The sequence below is a fragment of the Janthinobacterium sp. JC611 genome, assembly GCF_018682595.1.
Lineage (GTDB): Bacteria > Pseudomonadota > Gammaproteobacteria > Burkholderiales > Burkholderiaceae_D > Janthinobacterium.
Genome location: NZ_JAFLJN010000001.1, coordinates 407,868 through 429,115 on the forward strand (window position 1 = coordinate 407,868; position 21,248 = coordinate 429,115).

Below are 21,248 nucleotides of genomic sequence, written 5' to 3' on the forward strand. Positions count from 1 at the left end.
GTATTCATAACACAAGTGCGGCACTTGCCTGCTGCTGCACATCAAGCCCACGGCGCCGGTGCTACAATTGGCCCCTAGCGGGCGTACTTACCCAGCGCGCCTTCCCCCTCCCAGACTCAGACCGCTATGCCACCAGACTTGCGCACGACCTACGAACTCGGTAACCACAACCAGACCACGACCTGGCTGGAATGCATCACCTTCTACAAGGATCTCGCCGCACGCTACCCGCAGGTGCTGCATTTCGAACAGATCGGCCTGTCCGATTCGGGCGTGCCCATCCATGCTGGCGTCGTCAGCGCCGACGGCGTGTTCGACCGCGAGCAAATCAAGCGCGCGGGCCGCACCGTGTTCTTCAACAACAACGGCATCCACCCGGGCGAACCGGAAGGCATCGACGCCTGCATGGCCATCGTGCGCGACCTCTGCACGGATTCTGCGCGCCTGGCGGCGCTGGGCGGCACCGTGCTGCTGTTCATTCCGATCTACAACGTCGATGGCAGCCTGAACCGCGCCAATACGTCGCGCGTGAACCAGGATGGCCCGGAGCAATTCGGTTTCCGCGGCAACAGCCGCCACCTGGACCTGAACCGCGATTTCATCAAGTGCGACAGCCTGAACGCGCAAGTGTTCAACCGCCTGCTGGCCAGCTGGGACCCGGACGTGATGGTCGACACCCACACGTCGAACGGCGCCGACTACCCGTACACGATGACCCTGATTCACACGCAGACGGATAAGCTGGGCAATGGCTTGGGCCCCTTCCTGCAAGACACCATGCTGCCGCACATCTTTGCGCAAATGGAAAGCGCTGGCTGGCCTACCTGCCCGTACGTCAATCCCGTCAAGGATAGCCCCGACCACGGCATCGCCGAATTCCTCGAAGTACCCCGTTTCTCGACCGGGTTTGCGGCCTTGCATCACGTCATCGGCTTCATGCCAGAAACGCACATGCTGAAACCGTTTGCCGACCGCTACGCCTCCATGCGCGCCCTGCTCGACATCACCATGGCGTTTACCGTCGAACACGGCGAACAGATCCAGCAATTGCGCGCACAGGCCAAGGCGGCGGGACGCACGCAAGCCGCATGGCCGATCCACTGGGCCATGAACGAAGAGCAAGCCTCGACCTTCCCCTTCAAGGGCTACGCGGCGCAGTACACGCCTAGTATCCTGGGCAACTACCAGCGCCTGTCCTACGACCGTTCGCAGCCGTGGGAACGCGATATCGCGTATTACAACCGCTTCGACGCCGACGTCACCGTCGCCGCGCCAAAAGCCTACATCGTGCCGCAGGCCTGGTGCGAAGTGATCGAGCGCCTGCGCTGGAACGGCGTCGAAATGCACCGCATCACCACCGAACAGACGCTAACGGCGCGCTACTACCACATCACCGATGTCGGCACGCGCGCCACCGCCTACGAAGGCCACATGTTCCACGACACGGTGGAACTGGAAGCGCGCACGGGCGAATTCACCGTGCAGGCGGGCGATTATGTCGTCAGCCTGGACCAGGACAACGCGCGTTATGCCGTGGAAACCCTGGAACCGCAGGCGCACGACAGCTTCTTCCGCTGGGGCTTCTTCAACAGCGTGCTGGAAAAGAAGGAAGCGTATTCCGATTATGTGTTCGAGGATATGGCCTCCGAGCTGCTGCGCGACGAGCCGGCGCTGGCGGCCAAATTCGCCGACTGGAAAGCGGCCAATCCGGCCTTGCTGAGCAATCAGGAAGCCGTGCTGGACTTCATCTTTGCACACTGCCAGCGCTTTGCCGAGCCGGAATGGCGGCGCTATCCAGTGATCGCCCTGATGTAAAGCAAGGCTGTAGCGACTACAACATCCTGGCGCCGCATCGGAGATCCCGGTGCGGCGCCTCTTTCTGTGCCCTGCCCACAAGGTAATCCCATGCACTACGCACTGAACCTGCGCACCTTTATTTACAGCCATTATTTTTACCTGGGCTTGCGCGTGGCCATCGGGCTCGTCGGCCTAGCCTTGCTGGTCCAGGAAATCAGCGACAGCGCCACCGCCATGACGGTGTGCATCGGCGCCTTGTGCACGACCCTGATGGACATGCCCAGCCCCCTGCGCCACAAGTTCAATGAAATGCTCGCTTCCGTGCTGCTGTGCAGCGCCGTCACCTTACTCATCAGTCTGTGCGGCCCGGTGCAGTGGCTGTTGATGACGGTGCTGGTCCTCGTCAGCTTTCTCGCCAGCATGATGGTGGTGTACGGCAAGAAATCCATGCCCCTGCAACTGGCCGCCCTGTTCATCATGACCATGTCGATGGAGCACCAGATGACGTGGCAGCAATCGTTCCACCACGCGGGCCTGTTCATGCTGGGGGGCTTGATTTATCTGGCCTATGCCATGGCCATCGCCTGGGTCTTGCGCCACCGCATCAAACAGCAAGTGCTGGCCGAAGCCCTGTTCGAACTGGCCGCCTACATCGACATCAAGGCCGATTTCTACGACACGCGTTTTAATTTGACGGAGCAGTTCAACAAGCTGGTGCGCCATCAAAGCATCCTGGCCGACCGCCAGCAGGCGTCGCGCGACTTGATCTTGCGCAGCCACAAGAACAGCAAGGACGCCATCGTCGTGCAGGTGCACGTGTGCATGCTGGATCTGTATGAACTGATCCTTTCCACGCACACGGATTACGCGCTGCTGCGCCAGCACCTGGCCGACTCCGACGTCTTGAAATCCTTGCACGACCTGGCTTACAAGGCGGCGCGCGACATCGAGTCTGTCGCCTACGCCGTCACGCGCAAGCGCGCCTCGTATGCGCAGATCAACTATGACAAGGAATGGGCCGATATCGAAGCGGAAATTGCCCGCCTGAACGCAAAAGGCGACGGCGCGCAGGAAGCGCTGGCGACCTTGCGCGCGCAGCGCAACAAGATCCGCGCGATTCTGAAGATGATCGGTGAACTGCACCTGGCGACGCAAAAAGTCTACGACAACGTGCCGTTCTGGAGCGGCGCGGACATGGCGCCATTCCTGTCGCAGCAGAAATACGAACTGAAGACCCTGCTGGCTAACCTGCGCCTGGACTCGCCCGTGTTCCGCTTCGCGCTGCGCGTGTCGATGGCCATTTCCGTCGGATTGCTGATCGGCCACTGGCTGCCGTATGCCGCGCACAGCTACTGGATCGTATTGACCATCGTCATCATCCTGCGCCCCACCTTCAGCATGACGCGCCAGCGCCGCGCCGACCGCATCATCGGCACCATCATCGGCTGCGTGGTCACGGCCATCGTGATCCGCTTCGTGCACAGCAATATCGTGCTGATGGCCATTTTATTTCTCTCCATCGTGGCCACGCCCACCTTCATCTATTTGCGCTACCGCTACACGGCCATCGCCGTGAGCCTGATGATCTTGCTGCAAATGCACCTGGTGGCGCCCAGCAATCCGAACCTCGTCAGCGAGCGCCTGATCGACACCCTGATCGGCGCGTTTGTGGCGACCGTGTTCAGCTTCGTACTGGCCAACTGGGAATACCAGAGCCTGCCTCGCCTCGTGCGCCAGGTGCTGAATGTGAATCTCAGCTATATGCAGGCCAGCTTCGCGCTGCTGCAGGGGAAATGCTTCGATGACTTCGCCTACCGCATCGAACGCAAGCGCCTGATGGACAGCCTGGCCGCGCTCAGTTCGGCGCTGGTGCGCATGCTCGATGAACCGGCCAGCAAGCAGCGGGCCGTGGAAGACATCAACCTGTTCATCGTGCAAAATTATTTATTGGTCGCCCACGTGGCGGCGCTGCGCTCTATCCTCGGTCGCCATGCCAGCCAGCTGCCTGTCGCGCCCGTCAACGCCTTGCTCGGCCACAGCCATACGCAAGTGTGTTTGACCCTGTCGCGCGCGCTGGAACAACTCGACAACAAGGCCGCCATCAGCGCCCCGCTGGCGCCCCCGCCCGCACCGCCCGTCAGCGACGTGGCCTGGTCGGGCTGGCCGCTGGTGCAGCGCCGCATCAGGCTGTTGCAGGCGGATGCGGACAAGATCGTCATACATAGCGCGGCGATCGTGCACATTATTTCGCCACGCTAAGCCACACCCCTGGGATTTACTTCAGATACTGTTCGAACCAAGCAACGGTGCGCTTCTGCAAGTCGCGCTGGTGCTCGGGCTTGCGGAAGGAATGGCCTTCGCCGTCGTAGATGAACAGGCTGGACGGCACGCCCATGGCGCGCAAGCCGTGCCAGAATTCCAGCGACTGGGCGGCCGGCGTTTCCACGTCGCGCTCGCCCACATAGATCAGGGTCGGCGTCTTGGCCGCCTTGATCGATTCGATGGGCGAGGCACGGCGGTAGACTTCCGGCTTGTCATACGCGGAGGCGCCAAAGAACGGGATCATCCACTGGTTGATGCCGTTCTGGCCGTAATAGCTGATCCAGTTCGATACTCCCGCGCCCGCCACGGCCGCCTTGAAGCGGTCGCTGTGCGTGACGCCCCACATGGTCATGAAGCCGCCGTACGAGTGGCCGATCAGGCCCAGGCGCTGGCCGTCGACAGGCGCCACTGCTTGCACCGCATCGATGCCCGCGAGAATGTCGCGCCAGTCGCCGCCGCCGAAGTCGGCCATGTTGGCGCGGGTAAATGCCTGGCCCTGGCCAAAGCTGCCGCGCGGATTCGGCAGGAAGACGAAATAGCCCTTTTGCGTCAGTTCATGGATCAGGGTGCTCGCCGCCACGTAACGGGGCGAGGCGGCCGCGCCGGGGCCGCCATGCACGTTGACGATCATCGGGTAGCGCTTGCCGGCATCCGTTTTCAACGGCCCCAGCAGCCAGCCTTGCACCTTGTATTGCTCGTTGGTCCAGCCCACGTTTTGCACCGTCAGCTGCGGCGCAAAGCCGTCATTGTCGCGCGTGATCTTTTTCAGCTGGCCCACGGGCCCCGCCACCAGATAACTGGCGTGCGTAAAATCTTCCTGTGCGGCCGCCGCTTGCCGGCCATCGGCGCTGAACGACAGGCGGCCATCGCTGCCGCTGCTGCTCAGTTCTCCGAGCGGCACAGGTTGGCCGGGGCCGCTTTGCGCATCGACGGGCACCAGCGCCAGCTGCGAATCGATCAGGGCCGTCGCCAGCAAGCCGGCGCCGCGCCAGACGACGCCATTGAAGGTGCCGCGATAGTCGGGTGTGAGATTGCGCGGCGTGCCGCCAGCCAGCGCTACGGTGTAAATATCGCCGCCGATGGAGCCGAAATCGCTCATCAGGCCGCCGATGAAGGCCACCGTCTTGCCGTCTGGCGAGACGGAAGGCAGGTTCAGCTGCATGGCCGGTGACGCGATCACGCGCAGGGCGCCCGTGGCCGCATCGATATGGCTGAGCTTGGCGACCCACCAGTTGCTGTCGCCATTACCTTGCGCGCTGGTGGCAACAAAGCCGCGGCCATCGGGCGTCCAGCTGTATTCATACACATAGGTGTCCACCGGCGACAACAAGCGCAACTCTCCGCCGCTGACAGGCACGACGGCGATGCGCTGGGCATCGTCTTCGCTGCCCACCTCCCCCACCTGGCGTGCGCCCGCCTCCACGGCGCCGGCCAGCTTGCGCGCGCCCACCGTCGCCAGCAGGGCCAGCTGCTTGCCATCGGGCGACCAGCGCGCCGTGCTGGCCACGCCCTTGATACTGGTCAACATCTGCGCTTGCGCCTGCGACAGGGTGGCCAGGTATAGCTGCGCCGTGCCCGCCTTGGCGTCGTAGCCGACGAAGGCCAGCTGCCTGCCATCGGGCGACCAGCTGGGCTTGTCGTAGGAACAAACGGCGCACGGATCGAATTGCTGCACGATGGCGCCGTTGGCAGCGTCGCGCACGACGATGGCCGCGTGCGGACGCTGCGGCTGCTCGCCCGCCTTGCTCGATTCGATGGCGGCGATGCGCTGGCCATTGGCCGACAGGGCGACGGCACGGTAATCGCGCAAGGCCGGATCGGTGACAGGAGCGGCCTGTGCCAGGGTGCCCAGAAGGCTGCTTGCCAGCAAGCCGCAAGCGGCCAGATCAGTTATTTTCATCATGTAAATTCCGGTTAGAAATAAAAAAAACCGCCGGCAAGCGCGGCGGTTTCGGATGGAACAGACTGCATCAGCGGGCCTGCTTGCCCAGGTGCGAATGCCGCATGCTGTACAGGAAATAAATGGCCACCGTCACCGCCATCCACACACTGAACACGACAAAGGTCGTATGCGGCAAATCGCGCATGATGTACAGGCAAGCGAGCACGCTGAGGCCAGGAATCACGTACGGCCCGAACGGCACGCTGAAACCTTCGATGCGGTTGGCGCCCTGCTTGTGGCGCAGCACCGGCACGGCGATCGAGACCACCATGAAGGCCGTCAGGGTACCAATGCTGACCATATCCCACAGGTAAGTGGCATCGACGGAGCCCGCCACCACGGCCACCACCAGGCAAACGATGATGGTATTGCTGACCGGTACCAGGGTGCGCGGGTGGATCTTCTGGAACGATTTCGGGATCAGGCCGTCGCGGCTGACGGCAAACAGGATGCGCGTCTGGCCATAGATCGTCACCAGGGTGACGCTGAAGACGGAAATGACGGCGCCGGCCGACAGCACCAGCGCGGGCCAGGTCTTGCCCGTGACGTTTTGCAGGATCACCGCCAGGCCCGCTTCCTGGCCTTCGAACAATTTCGCCTGTTGCGCGCCCAGGGCCGCCACGGCCACCAGCAGATAAAACACGGTGACGATGAGCAAGGCGCCGAGGATGCCGCGCGGCACATTGCGCGTGGGATTTTTCACTTCATCTCCCGCCGTCGCCACCGTATCGAGGCCGATGAAGGAGAAGAACACGGTGCCGGCCGCCGCCGTGACGCCCGTCATGCCGGCAAAGCCCTTGCTGTTGTCGGTATTAAAGAAGGGGAAGAAATTGTCGGCATTGAAGCCGGAAAACGCGATGACGATGAAAAACACGAGGATCGCCAGCTTGATGATGACCATGATGGCGTTCATCAGGGCCGATTCCTTGGCGCCGCGCAGCAGCAGGAAGCCGCACATGCAGATCAAAAAGATCGGCGGCAGGTTGATGTGGCCGGCATGAAATTCCATGCCATGCGGTCCGGAAACGATCATCGGCGTGCGCAGCATCTCGGGGATGTGCCAGCCGAAGGCATTTTCCAGGAAGTTGTTCAGGTAGGACGACCAGCCAATGGCCACGGCACTGCCCGCCAAGCCGTATTCGAGCAGCAGGCAGGCGGCCATGATGAAGGCAAGGAACTCGCCCACGGTGGCGTAGGCGAACGAATACGAGGAGCCGGAGGCGGGAATGCGGAACGACAGCTCCGCATAGCACAAGGCCGTCAGGCCGGCCGTGATGGCGGCGATCAGGAAAGACAGGACAACCGACGGGCCCGCCTTGGGGACGGCTTCGACCATGGTAAAGAAAATGCCCGTGCCGATGGTGGCGCCCACGCCGATCATGGTGAGGGAAAACAGGCCGATGGATCGGCTCAAGCCGCTGCTGCTGAGGCCTTCACCATATTCGACCGTGGTATCGATCGGCTTGGTGCGGCAAATTTTCTGGACCAGGGTTTGGCTCACTAGACTTCCTTTATGAGGCACACGTATTTTCGCATGACGGGTAAAAACAAATAGCGCTCCGGCCCCACCTGGAAAAAACCGGAAAGATCGCGTCCATTTTCAAAACTAAGCGATTATAGGGCTTTCATCGGCTCAGCTAAACAGAACTTTGATGCAAGGAAACAACGCCAGGCGTGCGCCGCGAAATGCGCATGGGCGCTAGCGGGGCATGGAATTGCCAATATGAAAGAAAAAGCGCGCCGCTGCAGGGGCAGGGGCGCGCTGTTGACTCAGCTCGACGACGCTGGATTACTTCTTGACGTGTGGCACGTCGGCCGTTGGCCAGCCTGCCTCGTAGCCTTGCGGCACGTCGTCGCGGCGCTCTTTCGGCGCCAGGCCCAGTGCGTAATACAGCACCGTCAGCAGGATCAGCCAGGCCGGTCCCACCATCAGGGCGATGCGCGTATCGGGGAAATACGCCATCAGGCCGATCACCAGCGCCAGGAACGCCAGCGAAATCCAGGAACCGTAGGGCGCGAACGGCATGCGGAAGGCCAGGTTCTTGATTTCCAGCGGCGTCAAGGTCTTGCGGAACTGGATCTGCGTGACCAGGATCACGCCCCAGGTCCAGACGGCGCCGAAGGTGGAGATCGACGTGACCCAGATAAACACTTTTTCCGGCACCATGTAGTTCAGCAGCACGCCCAGCAGCAACGCCACGACGGACACCAGGATGGCGCGGCGCGGCACGCCGCTGGCCGTCGTTTCCGCAAACGCCTTCGGCGCCTGGCCTTGCAGCGCCAGGTTGTACAGCATGCGACCGGTGCTGAAGATACCGCCATTGCACGACGACAAGGCCGCCGTCAGCACGACGAAGTTGATGATGCCGGCGGCCGTCTTGATGCCCAGGCGTTCGAACGTCATGACGAACGGGCTGCCGGTGGTGCCGATTTCATTCCATGGGTAGATCGACAGGATGACGAACAGCGCGCCGACATAGAAAATCAGGATGCGCCAGAACACGGAATTGATGGCGTCGGGAATCGATTTCTTCGGGTTCGCCGCTTCGCCGGCCGTCAGGCCGATCATTTCCACGCCCAGGTAGGCAAACATCACCATCTGCAAGGACATCAGCACGCCCTGCGCGCCATTCGGGAAGAAGCCGCCATGCGTCCACAGGTTCGAGATGCCGACGGCCACGCCGCCGTTGCCGAGACCGAAGATGATCATGCCCGTGCCGCCGACGATCATCAGGATGATGGTGACCACCTTGATCAGGGCGAACCAGAACTCGAACTCGCCGTAGGCTTTCACGGCCAGCAGGTTGATGGCGCCCATGGAGCCGAGGGCGGCCAGGGCCCAGATCCAGCGCGGCACGTCGGGGAACCAGATGCCCATGTAGATGGCGACGGCGGTAATTTCCGCCACGCAGGTGACCAGCCACAGGAACCAGTAGTTCCAGCCCGTCAGGTAGCCTTGCAGGGGTCCCAGGTAATCCTGGGCGTAGCGGCTGAAGGAGCCGGCCACGGGATTGTGCACGGCCATTTCGCCCAGCGCGCGCATGATCATGAAGATGACCGCGCCACCGATGATGTAGGACAGCATGATGCCGGGACCGGCCATCTTGATGGCGTTGCCGGAACCCAAAAACAGGCCCACGCCAATCGCGGCGCCCAGCGCCATCAGGCGGATCTGCCGCTCGCCCAGGCCGCGGTGCAAGCCTTGTTCACTCGTTTTCATTACGTGTCTCCGTTTTTTCTTGAATACACCGATCCCTCCACCCCAATGGCGGTTCCGCTCTTGCTGGAAAGGAGGAAAAGGCGAGCCGGCGGCAATCGCCGGCATGCTCAGCTCATCAGGCTAGTTCGTCAGGCCAGTTCGGCGATCAGCTCGATCTCGACGCAAGCGCCCAGCGGGATTTGCGCCACGCCAAAGGCGGAGCGGGCGTGCTTGCCGCTGTCGCCGAAGACTTCGACGAACAGTTCCGAAGCGCCATTGGTCACCAGGTGCTGTTCCGTGAATGTGGAAGTGGAGTTGACCAGGCTCATGACCTTGACGATGCGCTTGACCTTGTTCAAGTCGCCGCCGCAGGCGTCTTGCAGGGTGGCGATCAGTTCGATGGCGATGCCGCGCGCGGCGATCTTGCCTTCTTCCGTGGTGACGTCCTTGCCCAGTTGACCGACCCAGACCTTGCCATCCTTCTTGGCCAGGTGGCCGGACAGGAAGACGGTGTTGCCCGTGCGGGCATGCATCACGTAGGCGGCAGCTGGCGCGGCAACGACTGGCAGTTCAATGTTGAGGGCTTTGAGTTTTTCGTAAAACGACATGCTATTTCTCCAAGAAAACAATATAAGCGAAACCAAAATTCATGCACGGCAGGGCACGGAGGATGACGCCCTGGCAGCGCGGCAGTGACCGACAACAGTGCCAGATTAAACGTCATCATATTGGTGAACCAGCAGTTTTAGTTCACAAATAGGCCCGGTTATTCAGTGGATTATACCGACAATCAAACAAAATTCAGCATCGGTTCATGAAGCATGCTCTACAGGCATCGAGCGTGACTTTTTTCATTAAATTGTCACTTGTGCAATGTCAAGCCCTCCGGGTCAAGGTTTATCGCCTGCAAAAATGCGGGGTCGTGCGAAACCACAAGTAACGCCCCCTGATATTGCAGCAGCATCTGCTCGAGCGCCTGCAGGCTGGCCAGATCCAGGTGATTGTCGGGTTCGTCGAGCAGCAACAGTTGCGGCGGCGCCTGCGCATACAGTTCGGCCGCCAGCGCCACCTTCATGCGCTCGCCCCCGCTCAGCAAACGGCTGGGCATGGTGGCGCGCGCGCCGGCGATGCCCAGCAGCGCCAGCCGCGTGCGCAAAGCCCCTTCCTCCATGGTGCTATGGCGTGCCTGCAAGCGTTGCACGGCGCTCCACTCGCCGTCTTGCAATCCCGCATGCTGGTCCAGCCAGGCCACCCGCGCGTGGCAGCGTAGCGCGCCGCTGGCGGGCGCCAGCTGTCCGGCGATCACGCGCAGCAGGGTCGACTTGCCGCTGCCATTGTCACCCGTCACGGCCAGGCGGCGCGGCCCGCTCAGCACCAGGTTCAATGGTTGCGCCTGGCCATGCGGCAAGACCACGTCACGCAGTTCCAGGATGAGCTTGCCGTTCGGCACGCCACTCTCGGGCGCCAGCAGCAGCCGTTCGGCCTCGGGCGCGCAGCGGGCGCCGGCCTCCATCACCCGTTGCTGGCGCGCCTGCTGCGCCTCTTGCGCGCGCACGCGCAGCTTGCCCTGGCTGGCCTGGCTCTTCTCTTTGCGCGCGTCGAGCAGCAGCTTGCTTTGATTGCCTTCGCGGCCCTCGCGCTCGCCACGTCCGACACGACGCTGCTGGCGTTCGGCCTGTTGCTGCGCCTCGCGCTGTTCGCGCCTGGCGCCGGCCTTTTCCGCCTGCAGGGCCGCGGCAAACCCCGCTTGTTCCTGCGCGCGCTGCAGCGCATACATCGCGTAATTGCCGCCATAGCTGCGCAAGCCCTGCGGCGACAGCGCGACGATGGCATCGACGTGCGCCAGCAAGCCGCGGTCATGGCTGACCAGCAGCAGGCCGCCATTCCAGCGCGCCATCTGCGCCACCAGGCGTGCACGTTGATGGGCATCAAGGTGGTTGCTCGGCTCATCGAGCACCAGCCAGTCCGCCTGCGACAGCCAAGCCCCTTGCAGGGCGATGCGCTGGCGCTCGCCACCGCTCAGGCCAGCCGTCCGCGTGTCGGCGTCCACATGATGCAAATCGAGCGCATCGAGCGCCTGGCGCAGGCGGACGTGGGCATCCCAGCGTTCGCCCACCACGGCGTAGTCGGCCCCGTCGACGCTGCCGGCGCCGATGCGCGCCAGCGCGGCCAGCACCTCCGCCATGCCGGCAAGCGCCGCCACCGTGGGATAGCGCACCGGGTCGAGCTCCTGCGCCACGTAATGCAGGCTGCCGTCGCAACGCACGGCGCCTGAGGACGGCTGCTCCTGGCCCGCCAGCAGGCGCGCCAGCACGCTCTTGCCCGCGCCGTTATCGCCGACGAGGCCGATACGTTGCGGGGCAAAGGAAAATTGTAAATCGGAAAACAGGGCGCGGCCATCGGGCAGCACACAGGAAAGACGGTCGAGTTGTAGTAAGGCGGGCATGGATACTCCTTGAGCAAGGCTGGCGAACCCGCGCGGCGCAAGGCGCTGTGGCGGGATGGGCGAGGCCGTGCACGGCACGGCAGTATCAATGGCGCATGTCGAAGCGTCCTGGAGAAATGGGGAAGAGGCGTCAGTGTAGCAGAGCAAGCCTGTTAGCGCTGGCCCAGCGTCGTGTCGCCGAACAGGTGCTTGTACTCGCGTGGCTGCGAGCGCCAGTACTGCGGTGGCGCCGACACTTGCGCGCCCAGCTGGGCCGCCGCATGCCAGGGCCAGCGCGGGTCGAACAGGATGGCGCGCGCCAGCGCCACCATGTCGGACTGGCCGTTGGCGATGATGTCTTCCGCCTGCTGCGCCTCCGTGATCAAGCCCACGCTGATGGTGGGCAAGCCGCTGTCGCGCTTGATGCGTTCGGCAAACGCCACCTGGTAGCCGGGTCCCACGGGAATCTGCTGCTGCGGCGAAATCCCGCCGCTGGAGACGTGGATGAAGTCGGCACCCAGCTGCTTGAGTTCCTGTGCGAAGCGCACGCTTTGCTCGATTTCCCAGCCGCCCTCGACCCAGTCGGTGGCGGAAATGCGCACGCCGACGGCCACCGTGGCCGGCACGGCGGCGCGCACGGCTTCATAGACTTCCAGCGGAAAACGCATGCGGTTGTCCAGGCTGCCGCCATACGCATCGGTGCGCTGATTCGACAGGGGAGACAGGAACTGGTGCAGCAGATAGCCGTGCGCCGCATGCAGTTCGATGCCTTCGATGCCGAGCGCATGCACGCGCTGCGCGGCCGCCACGAAGGCCGCCTTGATTTGCAGCAGCCCCATCTCGTCGAGGGCGATCGGCACGGTTTCGCCGGGCGCGTGGGCGATGGCCGATGGCGCCACCGTTTGCCAGCCGCCGTCGGCCAGGTGCACGCAGGCGCCGCCCTGCCACGGTGCGCGGCTCGACGCCTTGCGTCCCGCGTGACCGAGCTGCACCACCAGCGCAATCGGCGCATGGCGCCGGATCGCCTGCACCACGCCAGCCAGCGCAGTCTGGTTCGCGTCCGACCACAGGCCCAGGTCTTCGGCCGAGATGCGTCCCTCGGGCGAGACGGCCGTCGCCTCCGTCATCAGCAAGCCCGCGCCGGACAGGGCCAGGTGGCCCAGGTGGATCATGTGCCAGTCGGTGGCGTTGCCGTTGTCGGCCGAGTACTGGCACATGGGCGCGATGGCGATGCGGTTGGCCACCTGCAATGGGCCAAGGGCAAATGGCGTGAATAACTGGCTCATGGCGGACTCCGGAAAAGGACAAGCACCGATTCTACTGTGCTTTGGAAAGCGCGGCTTACACCTGCTTACGTTTGATACAGCGCAAGGGCTAGCCTTGCGCAGGCGAGGACGCTAATCTGGACACATCAACAACACCCGCATGACCACCCCAGGAGAACACATGAACACGACGACTACCGCCAGCCGCATCCACCCCTTGATGGCAGGCGCCGCCATTTCCGTGACCGTCCTGTGCCTGGTCGGCGCGGCGTCCATCGCCGGCATCCTGCCCAATTCGCGGGCGAACGTACCCGCCACGCCAGCCATCCCTGCCGATGTGGCCGCCATGACGCCGGCGAACGCCGCGGCCCTGGCGGCGCCCGTGGCTGCCCCGCTCACCGCGCCCGTCGTCGCGCAAGCGGCTCCCGCTCCGGCGCCAGCACCCGTCGTGCACAAGCGCGTCGTGCACCACACGCAAGTGGCGCAAGCGCGCCCCGCCTACAATGACGATGGCTACCGCGAGAGCGCCTACCGCGAACCCGTGCGCCAGCCGCAGCCAGTGCCTGCACCGGCGCCGGCACAACCGAACTACGTGGGCATCGGTACGGGCGCCGTCATCGGCGGCTTGATCGGCAATCAGGTCGGTGGCGGCCGCGGCAAGGCGCTGGCGACGGTGGCCGGCGTGATCGGCGGCGGCATGCTGGGCAATGCGGTGCAGAACCAGGTCCAGCAGCCGCCCCAGCGTTAATCGTACGGGCCAAGATAATCGAGCTTGCCCACGGCCACGCCATTGTTTCTGAGGATGGCGTGGACCATGGAGACGTGGAAATAAAAATTCGGCAAGGCAAAGCTGAGCAGGTAATTGTCGCCCGAGAATTTCTTGCCTTCGTCGGTCCAGTTCAGCACGACTTCCTTCTGCGCGCTGCCCGCCATCTGGCCCGCGTTGACGCTGTCGATGTAGGCGATGGTGCTGGCGATGCGCTCCTGCAGTTGTTCGAACGACGCTTCGTTATCCTCGAACTTCGGCGCCGGCACGCCGCTCAGGCGTTCGACCGACATCTTCGACGTGTCGCTGGCGCGCTGCACCTGCGCCGTCAAGTCCAGCATGTCGGGCGCCAGCTGCGCGCCCAGTAAAATCTCGGGCACGATGCCATCCTCCTCCACATGGGCTTGCGCTTTTTCCAGCAGGGCCGAGACGACCCGCAAGCCGCGAACGAAGACGGGAATGGTTGCCTGATACATGGACACGGACATGGCGGACTCCTGATAGTGATCGATGAGCCAGTGTACCCGAGGCGCCGTCTTCCGGCAGCGCGCGCCATGCCACTCCCGTGCACCAGCGCACCGAGCGGCACAGTTGCCCTTACTTGTCCAGGTTCACCTTGCCGTCCGGCGCCTGGCCGGGCTGTTCCGCCGCTTCCGGCTGCAGTACTGGCTGCGGCTGCGGCGCCTGCTTATCCTTGCGCTTGCCGCCGAAGAACTTGACGATGGCAGCACCGGCACCCACGACGGCCAGGATCAGCACTTTCTTGAAGGCCAGCAGCAGCGCCAGCAGTTTGCCAAACAGGCCCAGCTTGCTGGCCACGCCGCCCGCCACCAGCGCCGCCAGGCCATATTCGGCCACCTTATCCGTCTTGCTGTCGAAATCCGTGTAGCGGTTACCGTCGGTAAACTCCGTGAATGCCGTCACTTGCTGCATCTCTTTCTTGATCGCCTCGATCTGCTGCATGCTGGCGATCGCGTTCAGGTTCAGCACGCCTTCGCGGCCCAGCACGCGCACGTTGTAGTTCAGCGAGTGCTCGCCGCCATCGACCATCAGATCCTTGGCCCAGTACAGCTTGTGCGTATCCTTGGCATAGCTGGGTTTTTCCGCCCAGCCCATCAAATGGATGCCGGGATAGCCCTGCTTCTTGCGCTCCGCATTGTTTTCCAGCACGGACGCCTGCATATCCTTGAGCAATTCGTCGTACTTGATGCTGTCCGCATCGTCATCCTTGATATGTCCTTCCTTTTCATACGTCACCACCACGCCCCAGCTGTCGCGCTCGAGCACGCTGGTCCTGGCGGGCACGATCATGCCCAGCGATTCCATGCCCGGCGGGTTGCCCCAGGCATCGACCAGCACGCGTTCGGCGTCCGCCGGCGACAGATAACGGAAGTTGGCGGGCAAATCCAGGGTGGCGATGCCGCCCGGCAAAGTGATCTTGCCGCGCTGCAGGTGCAACTGGGCGAGGAATTGCTCGGCCGTCATTTCCGGCGCGGCGGCCTTCTCTTCGGCAGGGGCGGCAGCCGTCAGGCCGGAGAGGGTCAGGCACAGCAGGGCTGTCAGCAGGCGTTTCAACATGATCGGTCCAAAAAATTGCAAAGGGCAAATATTTTAAATCAACTGATTGCTTAATGGATAATTATTTCTGTGCGGCATCTTTTTAAGCAAAAAAACGCCAGGCGGGTTTCCCCGGCTGGCGCCTGATGCTGCGTGATGGCTGAACGCTCAGGCGGTACGCACCACCATCAAGCCCGCGCGCAAGCCCACGCGCACGTCCGGGTTCGGAAACACCACCAGCTCTTCCGCGTGCCGCACCGTGTAGACGTGGTCGCCATCGCTGGCGATCACGGCATGCTGCGGCAAGGAGGTGAAATTCTGCGTGCTGCGGTCGAACGCCATGCGGAATTCGTCGCTGTGCTTGATGATTTCCTGCGCCACCTTGAACACGTGCGGTTGCGCCTTGACGGCTTGCGCGGGCAAGCCGCGCAGCAAGCCGTCCAGCGCCCGCGACACGTCGTCGAACAAGGACAAATCGTTCTGTCCCAGGGTGCCCACGCGGCCCAGTTCCACCGTGCTGGCGGCCGCGCCGAAATGCTCGGCCGAATAGTAACTATACGTGCCGGCCGACTGCGGGTTCATGATGATGGCGCCGATGGCCGCCTGGCCCAGCCAGGCGATCAGCTGCGCCTTGGCGTCGTCGGCCACCAGGTCGGGCACGATGGCAAACGTGGGGTACACGGAAGGCCGGATGGCCGTGTGCAAATCCAGGTGCCAGCGCACGGGGCCCGCCGCGTCAAAGAACGCTGCCGTGGCGGCGATCATTTCATCGGCGCGCGCGCTTTCCGCCGCTTGCGCCAGGCTCCCCCGCACGGGGCGGAACATGCGATTCAGGTCGGCGTCGATGAAACGCTTGCCGGCCCGGATCGCATCGACATTGCCCACGCAAACGAGCAGGTCGACGGCCAGGGCCGACGCATCGCGCGACAGCGCGTCGAGCAGGTGCGCCAGCACTTCGATCGGCCCCGTCTCGTCGCCATGCACGCCCACCGAGACGGCCACGCTGGCGCGGCCCGCATCGGCTTGCGGCTTGACCACTTGCAGCATGCCCGGCGCCGGCAAGGCCACCGTGAAACCGGCGTTGGCGAACAGCTGCGCCACGCCGCTGAAATCGGCCTGCGCCAGCGCCTGCACGGCTGGCGGCAAGCCGCCAGCACCCTGCACTACCTGTGTTGCTTCTTGCGTCATTACACCGCCGCTTCCGCTGGGGTTTTCGCCGTGATTTTATTCACCGCTTCCGACAAGGTCCACACGTCCAGCATGGCTTGCTCCAGTTCCGTCGCCGCCACATAGGCCGACAGACCCAGCGCGCCCGTCACCGCATCGACGGCCTGGCCCGCATTGCCTTGCTCGGCGCGCGCCAGCACCTGCGTCAGCAGACGCTGTTGCGTGCGGCGCAGCGCTTGCTGCGCGTAGTTGCGCAACTGTTCCTGCGACTTGCCTTGCGCGGCCAGCTTCAGGCCACGCTCCAGCGTGTCGATGCCCGCCTGGCTGCGCAGGGCCAGGCCCACTTGCAGGAAGGCGGCCAGGTCCATCGAGGCAGGACGCGGCACGGACAGGGCCGGGAACAGGAAGCCGGCCACCACTTCCAGCGCGTCGACCGCATCCCACGCCTGCACGAAGGCCGGCGTCAAGCCAGGCACCAGCGCCGCTTCCGACTTGATGCCGACGGCTTGCAGCAGCTCGCGCTTCGATTCCGCGCCAAACAGACGAGTCAGTTCGGCCAGGCCGGCGCCGCGCAACTGCTCGGCCGGTACCGACAGGACGCCGGCGATCATCGTCTGCTGCAGCACGCGCGTTTGCGCGTCGACCTTGATCGACACTTCGCGTGGAATGCTCAAGGCATCCGCATCGAGCGCGTCGAACACGGGCGCCAGGTTCAGCGCCACCCAGGCCTGGCCCCAGGCCAGGATCACGGCCGACTCGTCCACGCCATGCTCCGCCGCCAGGTTGCGGATCATCAGCGGGCCGCAGCGGTTGATCACTTCATTGGCCAGCACGGTCGCCAGGATGGCGTTGGCCAGCGGGTGGTCGAGCGCCGAACGGGTTTCCACCAGCAAGGACGGGAAGTACGGTTTCAGAACTGGCTCGGCCCACGTTTCATCGGTCAACGGCAGCGCGGACAGGATGCGCTTGAAGCGGTTCTTCACATTGGCGATCACCACCGCCAGTTCCGGCGTGGTCAGGCCACGACCGTCGCTCTTCCTGCGCGCCAGTTCGGCCACCGACGGCAGTTGCTCCAGTTCGCGCGACAGGGCGCCCTCTTCTTCCAGGCTGGCGATCAGGGCGGCATAGCCATCCTGCACGGCGCTCTCGCCTTGCGCCTGCAACTCGCGTACCAGCAAATGCGTCTGCTGCGTGTTGTCGCGCAAGACCAGGCGCTCGACGTCGTCCGTCATCGCATACAGTTCGCGGTTGCGTTCCGCTTCCGTCAGCTTGCCGGCGTTGACCTCCACGTCCAGCCAGATTTTCACGTTCACTTCATGGTCCGAGCAATCCACGCCGGCCGAGTTGTCGATTGCATCGGTGAAGATGCGTCCGCCCGCCAGCGCGAACTCGATGCGGCCGGCCTGCGTCGCACCCAGATTCCCCCCTTCGGCCACGACCTTCACGCGCAGCTCATTGCCGCTGACGCGGATATGGTCATTCGCGCGGTCCTTCACCTGTGCGTGCGTTTCCGTCGACGCCTTGATGTAGGTGCCGATGCCGCCGTTGTAGAACAGGTCCACGGGCGACTTCAGGATGCGGTGCATCAGTTCTTCCGGTGGCAGCGAGGTTTCCGCGATATCGAGGGCGGCGCGGATCTGCGGCGACAGCTCGATCGTGCGGCTTGAACGCGGATACACGCCGCCGCCTGCCGAGATCAAGTCCTTGTTGTAGTCGTCCCACGAGGAGCGCGGCAAGGCGAACAGGCGCGCGCGTTCGTCGAACGACACGGCGACGTCCGGTGTCGGATCGAGGAAGATGTGGCGGTGGTCGAAGGCGGCCACCAGTTTCAACTGGCGCGACAGCAGCACGCCGTTGCCGAACACGTCGCCCGACATGTCGCCCACGCCCACCATGGTGATCGGGGTGGTATTGAGGTCGTGGTCCATTTCATAGAAGTGGCGCTTCACGGCTTCGAAAGCGCCCTTGGCGGTGATGCCCAGTTTCTTGTGGTCGTAGCCGTTCGAGCCGCCCGAGGCGAACGCGTCACCCAGCCAGAAGCCGCGCTGCACGGCGATGCCGTTGGCGATGTCCGAGAACGTGGCCGTGCCCTTGTCGGCGGCGACCACCAGATACGGGTCGGCATCGTCGAAGCACACGGTGTCGACTGGCGGGACGATATTGCCCAGCGAGCGGTTGTCCGTCACTTCCAGCAGGCTGGAAATGAACAGGCGGTAGACGGCTTCGCCTTCGGCCGCGATGGTTTCGCGCACGGCGTCCTTCGGCATCATCTTGCAGACGAAACCACCCTTCGCGCCGGCCGGCACGATGACGGCGTTTTTGACCATCTGCGCCTTGACCAGGCCCAGTACTTCGGTGCGGTAGTCTTCCATGCGGTCCGACCAGCGCAAGCCGCCACGGGCGACAGGGCCGCCGCGCAGGTGCACGCCTTCAAAGCGGCGCGAGAAGACGAAAATCTCGCGGTACGGACGCGGTTCCGGCACCAGCGCCAGGCTGCTGGTGTCGAACTTGAAAATGATCTTGTCGCCTTGTTGCTTGTTCTGGAAGTAGCTGGTGCGCAGGGTGGCAGCCATCAGGTCCGCCAGCGCGCCGAGGATTTCCTCGGTATCGGCATGGTTCACCGATGGCAGGCCAGCCTTGATGGCGGCAATCGCCTCCAGGGCGGCCGCGTGCTGCGCGTCGGACAGCGACGGATCGAAGCGCTGCAGGAAGGCTTCGACCAGGGCCTTGACCTGGGCCGGCTGCTTGCGCAGGCTTTCGGCGATGTAGCGCACCGAGAAGCGGCTGCCCGTCTGGCGCCAGTAGCTGGTGTAGGCGCGCACCAGCTGCACTTCACGCGTCGACAGGCCGCCTTCGATGACGAGGCCATTCAGGCGCCCATCTTCGGCCGTGTCGTTGAACAGGGCCGCAAACAGTTCCTGCGCCACGGCGACGACGGATGGCTGCGCCAGTTTCGCCGCGCTGTCGGCATCGACCGTCAGGCTGGTGACGAAATAGCGCGTGCCGTCGGACAGCGACACCGAATACGCCTGTTCGCGGTCGATGGCCACGCCCGCATTGTGCAGGGCCGGCAGGATGGTCGACAGCGGCGGCACCTTGTTGGCCGAGTACAGGCGGATGGTGGTCACAACGCCCGTCTCGATGCGCACGGCCACGTGCGATGGGTCGGTGTTGCGCAGGATGGTGTCGAGGTCGCGGAAGGCGACGGCCGGCGCGGTGGCGGCCACGTAATCGAGCGGCAAAGTGGCGCAGAGCTTGCGCAGGCTGGTGCGCAGGGCCACGTCGGGCACGGCGTCGGCCACGGCGGCAAAGCCGTTATGCCAGCCATCGAGCACGCCCAGCAGCGGCTGTTCGATATCCGTTTCCAGGTCCAGCGGATAGCGCGCGGCGTGGGCGATCAGGTAGACGCGCGCCAGCGGGCCGTCGGCCACCAGGGTCTGCGTGCTCACATGCGTGGCGCCGGAACTGGCTTGCAGGGCTTTTGCCAGGCTCGACGCCACGCTGGCGCTGTAGCGCTCGCGCGGCAGGTAGACCAGCACGTTCAGGTGGCGCGCATACACGTCGCGGCGCGCGAAGACCTTGGTGCGCGGCTGCTTGTACAGCGAGACGACGGCGCCGCACACTTGCGCCAGCCAGTCGAGGTCCGCTTCCAGCGCTTCCGTGCGCGGCAACGATTCGAGGATTTCGCGGAATTTCTCGGCGCGGAAGCCTTGCTGGCGCACGCCGGCCAGGCTCAATACCTTGGCCACGCGGCCGCGCGCGAACGGCAGCGCCGCCAGCGGGGTGGAATTGCCGGCGCGGGTGAACAGGCCGACGAAGCAATGCTCGCCCAGGATCGCGCCTTGCGCATCCATGTCGCGCACGCCGATGAAATCGAGCTGCTGGTCGCGGTGCAAGGTACCGGCCACGTCGGCCTTGACGATGGACAGCGCCGAGTCGCGCTTGGCCAGGGTGTCGAAGTCGCCGGGGATATTCGCCAGGCAGGTGCCGTAGACCGGGTGCGCCGTATCCTGCAGCACGCCGACGCGGCTCGGGATGTCGCGTTCGAGTTCGCGCACGCCCGGCTTGACGCGGTAGTAGGCGTAGCCGAACACTTCAAAGCCGCCGTTGCGGGCCCATTCCAGGAAGGCGGCCACTTCCGCGCCTTCTTCGCCATGCTGCGCTGCGGCCGTGGCGACGGTGGCCAGGCGCTCGCTCATGGCGGCGGCATCTCGGCGCACGATGGCGGCGTCGCGCGCGACCGCCTCCAGGGCGGCGACCAGCGCGGCCAGGGCTTCCGGCGCCAGCTCTTCGTCGAGCAGCACCAGCACATACGATTCGAGAGGGTCGCCCGGCTGGCGCACCGCTTCGACGCTGCCGTCAGCGGCGCGGCGCACCGGCAGCACGGTATTCATCACGCCGCGCACGGCCAGGTGCTGGCGGCGCATGGCCATGACGATGGAGTCGACCAGGTAAGGCATGTCTTCGTTCAGGATCAGCAAGGCGCTCGCCATGCCGCCACGGCCATCCGCATAACGCAGGGTGGCGATCTGGCAGCCGTTGCCGGTACGCTTGGCCGCTTGCGTGAAACCGTCGACCAGCACGGGCGCCAGGCTGCCGGGCGCGATGTCGGCCAGGTCTTCGGCATCGAGCGAGTCTAGCCATGCCTGCACCAGCTGCACGACGGGCGCTGCCGCCTTGCCCGCATTGCCAGCCGCGTTAATCAGCTCCAGCGTTTGTGTACGCAAATCTTGTGGCGTGTGATTCATCTTGCATCTCCATTACGGTAATGTGAATGTCCAACGCTGTCGTTCGGGCTTGTGGCTGGG

Annotated in this window: 13 protein-coding genes; 3 read left to right on the top strand and 10 right to left on the bottom strand. The window is 64.1% G+C overall.

Annotated elements, in window-relative coordinates:
- Positions 1 to 126: 126 nt before the first annotated feature.
- Both J0O65_RS01870 and J0O65_RS01875 read left to right on the top strand, forming a co-directional pair.
- Positions 127 to 1,815 (top strand): M14 family zinc carboxypeptidase, encoded by a 1,689-nt coding sequence (locus tag J0O65_RS01870; RefSeq protein ID WP_215403517.1) that lies wholly within the window; start codon positions 127 to 129, stop codon positions 1,813 to 1,815.
- 90 nt (positions 1,816 to 1,905) lie between these two features.
- On the top strand, positions 1,906 to 4,056 hold the full coding sequence (locus J0O65_RS01875; RefSeq protein WP_215403519.1) for an FUSC family protein: 2,151 nt from the start codon (positions 1,906 to 1,908) through the stop codon (positions 4,054 to 4,056).
- A 16-nt stretch (positions 4,057 to 4,072) separates the two neighbouring features.
- Here J0O65_RS01875 and J0O65_RS01880 read toward each other — a convergent pair whose 3' ends face one another.
- The 6 genes from J0O65_RS01880 to J0O65_RS01905 form a co-directional block, all read right to left on the bottom strand.
- Entirely contained in the window at positions 4,073 to 6,022 is a 1,950-nt protein-coding gene (locus J0O65_RS01880; protein ID WP_251373229.1) for a S9 family peptidase, read from the bottom strand.
- A gap of 67 nt (positions 6,023 to 6,089) precedes the next feature.
- On the bottom strand, positions 6,090 to 7,562 hold the full coding sequence (locus J0O65_RS01885) for an amino acid permease (RefSeq protein WP_215403520.1): 1,473 nt from the start codon (positions 7,560 to 7,562) through the stop codon (positions 6,090 to 6,092).
- A 288-nt stretch (positions 7,563 to 7,850) separates the two neighbouring features.
- Positions 7,851 to 9,281, bottom strand: a complete 1,431-nt coding sequence (locus J0O65_RS01890; protein WP_215403522.1) for an amino acid permease — start codon at positions 9,279 to 9,281, stop codon at positions 7,851 to 7,853.
- A gap of 128 nt (positions 9,282 to 9,409) precedes the next feature.
- Entirely contained in the window at positions 9,410 to 9,868 is a 459-nt protein-coding gene (locus J0O65_RS01895; RefSeq protein ID WP_070254760.1) for a RidA family protein, read from the bottom strand.
- A 254-nt stretch (positions 9,869 to 10,122) separates the two neighbouring features.
- The gene (locus J0O65_RS01900; protein ID WP_215403524.1) at positions 10,123 to 11,706 is read right to left on the bottom strand and encodes an ABC-F family ATP-binding cassette domain-containing protein; all 1,584 of its coding nucleotides are present in this window, start codon (positions 11,704 to 11,706) and stop codon (positions 10,123 to 10,125) included.
- A 152-nt stretch (positions 11,707 to 11,858) separates the two neighbouring features.
- Positions 11,859 to 12,971, bottom strand: coding sequence for an NADH:flavin oxidoreductase/NADH oxidase (locus tag J0O65_RS01905; RefSeq protein ID WP_215403526.1), 1,113 nt, complete (start codon positions 12,969 to 12,971; stop codon positions 11,859 to 11,861).
- A 160-nt stretch (positions 12,972 to 13,131) separates the two neighbouring features.
- Here J0O65_RS01905 and J0O65_RS01910 point away from each other — a divergent pair, with 160 nt between their 5' ends.
- On the top strand, positions 13,132 to 13,698 hold the full coding sequence (locus tag J0O65_RS01910) for a glycine zipper 2TM domain-containing protein (RefSeq protein ID WP_215403528.1): 567 nt from the start codon (positions 13,132 to 13,134) through the stop codon (positions 13,696 to 13,698).
- On the opposite strand, the gene J0O65_RS01915 is transcribed toward J0O65_RS01910, so the two are convergent.
- The 4 genes from J0O65_RS01915 to J0O65_RS01930 all read right to left on the bottom strand — a co-directional run bounded on the left by J0O65_RS01915 (position 13,695) and on the right by J0O65_RS01930 (position 21,188).
- Positions 13,695 to 14,204 carry a DUF1993 domain-containing protein gene (locus J0O65_RS01915; RefSeq protein ID WP_215403530.1) on the bottom strand — a complete coding sequence of 170 codons (510 nt, stop codon included), beginning with the start codon at positions 14,202 to 14,204 and terminating at the stop codon, positions 13,695 to 13,697. The genes J0O65_RS01910 and J0O65_RS01915 overlap by 4 nt on opposite strands.
- A gap of 109 nt (positions 14,205 to 14,313) precedes the next feature.
- Positions 14,314 to 15,294, bottom strand: a complete 981-nt coding sequence (locus J0O65_RS01920) for a DUF2167 domain-containing protein (RefSeq protein ID WP_251373231.1) — start codon at positions 15,292 to 15,294, stop codon at positions 14,314 to 14,316.
- A gap of 147 nt (positions 15,295 to 15,441) precedes the next feature.
- Entirely contained in the window at positions 15,442 to 16,461 is a 1,020-nt protein-coding gene (locus J0O65_RS01925; RefSeq protein WP_215403532.1) for a succinylglutamate desuccinylase, read from the bottom strand.
- Positions 16,461 to 21,188 carry an NAD-glutamate dehydrogenase domain-containing protein gene (locus tag J0O65_RS01930; RefSeq protein ID WP_215403534.1) on the bottom strand — a complete coding sequence of 1,576 codons (4,728 nt, stop codon included), beginning with the start codon at positions 21,186 to 21,188 and terminating at the stop codon, positions 16,461 to 16,463. Before J0O65_RS01930 ends, J0O65_RS01925 begins: the two co-directional genes overlap by 1 nt.
- Positions 21,189 to 21,248: the final 60 nt, after the last annotated feature.